Raw genomic sequence first — 1,956 nt, 5'->3', positions numbered from 1 at the left:
AAAAGCACGGATTTCCAATGCTGAATTAATTACAAAAACGGATCTTGGACCGGCGGAAGGTAGTATGGGCGGTAACGATTGGGTATTTCTGTTGGCGGGGATTATTATAATTGATTTTTATAGATATAACAAAATGACCAATTTGCGAAAATCTTTATGATGTAAACTTCAACCCCGCTAATAGAAATAGCTTGTTATCTGCAGGCATTTTTTATTGTTTTTTATCCCAATCCAAAAAGTTTTTAAGGTAGGTTGGGTTGTCAATTTTGTCAAAGCCTGTTTTTTTCCAAAATATAAAAGTTAAAACAATTGGCTTTATTTCTGCGTTCTTATTATTAAACTCATATTTTACATATTTTTTTTCAGTTCCAAAAATTATTGTGTCCTTAATTTGAATTCTGTCTATAGGAGTTATTTGGGGTTTAATTGTTGAGTAATTTTTCCGTAGTTTGTAGAAATACATATGCATTGCTCCTGAATATACTTGTCCATCCTCAAATAATTCTAGTGAATTGTTAAATTCATTATTTTCTATACAAGTCCAATATTTATCAACAGTTTTTTTAATTTGTCTTTCAGGAGAATTTAAAACAAAAAAGTAAAAAAATAGCGCTAAAAATGGTAAAGAAAATGTTAATATAAGATATTTATTTTTCAAATTATTAATTTCGGGCTGTTTCGATTTACTTGCAGATAACGTCCGGCGTATATGGAGGGTTGCGGCTGCTGCCCCAGATCTTCGTACAAAATCCGGACTTTAAACTTAGCGAAAATTCTGATACAAAAGCAGACTTCCGCAATCCGCCATATACGATGTTACCGCCCGTACGCGCGAGGAACATAATACCGGAGCGACTTAGTGATCACGAAATGCCGGAACCCGTTGTCATGCTCTCGGAAAAAGCACGGATTTCCAATGCTGAATTAATTACAAAAACGGATTTTGGACCGGCGGAAGGTAGTATGGGCGGTAACGTAAAAGTATTGGCGAAGTGCGGGCGGGATTTAACTGAAAGTTCAATTCAGTTCGACGCGAAGCCAATATTTTTTCAATGAAACTAAGTTACTCAAAAAAGTGGAATTGGAAAATATTGGCGGATAAATGTTTGAAATAGTTAAACTTTAAATTTAATCCCGCATTTTGCCAATACAATGTTAGCTGTAGTGTTATTTTTGAATATCCTCAAGGATTTTATTGAAATTTAGTTGTAATCTATTCTTAAAATTAGTTAAAAAAAGTTTTGTTTGTAAATCAGGATTTATTAATCTATTTGTAGTAATGTCATAAATATCAGAATCTTGTTTAATTGAAGTTAAAGGATAAAATAAATTTTCACTTTTTTTTCTGACAGGATACAGTAGTTTCTTTTTTTTGATTGTATAATATAGGAGAATAATATTATTATAGTATAAAACTTCATTATTTGAAGATTTATGGGTTAAAATTCCAAAATCTAAATCATTATTGAAAGTGTTTTTTAATGGATTTAATGAATGATAAATATTATGTGATTTAATAATAATTAAAGCATCAATGTTTTTACTTTTACAATATTCTTCAAGTTGTTTTTCAATTTTTTTATTTCCATAAATTGGATCAAAATTATCTAATATTGAAATATTAAAATCAGTCAATCTGGTGGCTGCAATTTTATTTTCTATAAATAGAGAATCGAAAAAAGGTTTTATATTATAGTTTAAATCTTCAATATTTAATAGTTTAGCATTGAAAAATCCATTCAAATGAGCATGTTTTAGTTCGGGATTATAAGATTCATAAACACCAATTTTTTGACATTTATAAAAACAGATTTGTAAGAATAGGAAAATGAGTACTATAGTTTTTTTCATTATCGATTATATTTGCTATAACATTGCAGCTAACGTCCGGCGTATATGGAGGGTTGCGGCTGCTGCCCCAGATCTCCGTACAAAATCCGGACTTTAAACTTAGCG

The 1,956-nt window shown here is 30.3% G+C and carries 3 protein-coding genes; 1 reads left to right on the top strand and 2 read right to left on the bottom strand.

The window, feature by feature from the left end; all coding sequences use genetic code 11:
* Positions 1–211: 211 nt before the first annotated feature.
* Positions 212–658 (bottom strand): hypothetical protein, encoded by a 447-nt coding sequence (locus H9628_RS11870; protein WP_251834355.1) that lies wholly within the window; start codon positions 656–658, stop codon positions 212–214.
* Between the two features lie 29 nt (positions 659–687).
* Here H9628_RS11870 and H9628_RS11865 point away from each other — a divergent pair, with 29 nt between their 5' ends.
* Complete coding sequence (locus H9628_RS11865; RefSeq protein WP_251834354.1) at positions 688–1,056, top strand: hypothetical protein; 369 nt, start codon at positions 688–690, stop codon at positions 1,054–1,056.
* 111 nt (positions 1,057–1,167) lie between these two features.
* Here the strand turns inward: H9628_RS11865 and H9628_RS11860 are convergent, their stop codons facing one another.
* Positions 1,168–1,851, bottom strand: a complete 684-nt coding sequence (locus tag H9628_RS11860) for a hypothetical protein (RefSeq protein WP_251834353.1) — start codon at positions 1,849–1,851, stop codon at positions 1,168–1,170.
* Positions 1,852–1,956 lie beyond the last annotated feature (105 nt).

Source organism: Kaistella pullorum, assembly GCF_014837035.1.
Lineage (GTDB): Bacteria > Bacteroidota > Bacteroidia > Flavobacteriales > Weeksellaceae > Kaistella > Kaistella rhinocerotis.
Note: the sequence above shows the minus strand (reverse complement) of the source record. Positions and strands in the feature narration are given on the sequence as shown.

Coding starts and splice junctions, on each gene's coding strand:
- H9628_RS11860 (WP_251834353.1), bottom strand. CDS start 1,851: ATGAAAAAAACTATAGTACTCATTTTCCTATTCTTACAAATCTGTTTT.